At 37.4% G+C, this 257-nt stretch carries 1 protein-coding gene; it reads left to right on the top strand.

The window, feature by feature from the left end:
- The coding region (locus FUA24_RS10790) for a DapH/DapD/GlmU-related protein (RefSeq protein ID WP_317131953.1) at positions 1-257 on the top strand (257 nt) is incomplete at both ends.

Genomic DNA, 257 nt, shown 5'->3' with positions numbered 1-257 from the left:
AAAATGTACACTTATCTGGCGGTGTTGGTATTGGTGGCGTTTTAGAACCATTACAAGCTGCACCTGTTATTATTGAAGATAATGTTTTTGTAGGCTCACGTTGCATTGTTGTTGAAGGTGTACACGTTGAAAAAGAAGCTGTTTTAGGTGCCGGTGTTGTTTTAACTATGAGTACTAAAATTATTGATGTTACTGGTAATGAACCTGTTGAAATGAAAGGTAAAGTACCTGCTAGATCGGTAGTAATTCCTGGTAGT

Source organism: Seonamhaeicola marinus, from assembly GCF_008085455.1.
Note: the sequence above shows the minus strand (reverse complement) of the source record. Positions and strands in the feature narration are given on the sequence as shown.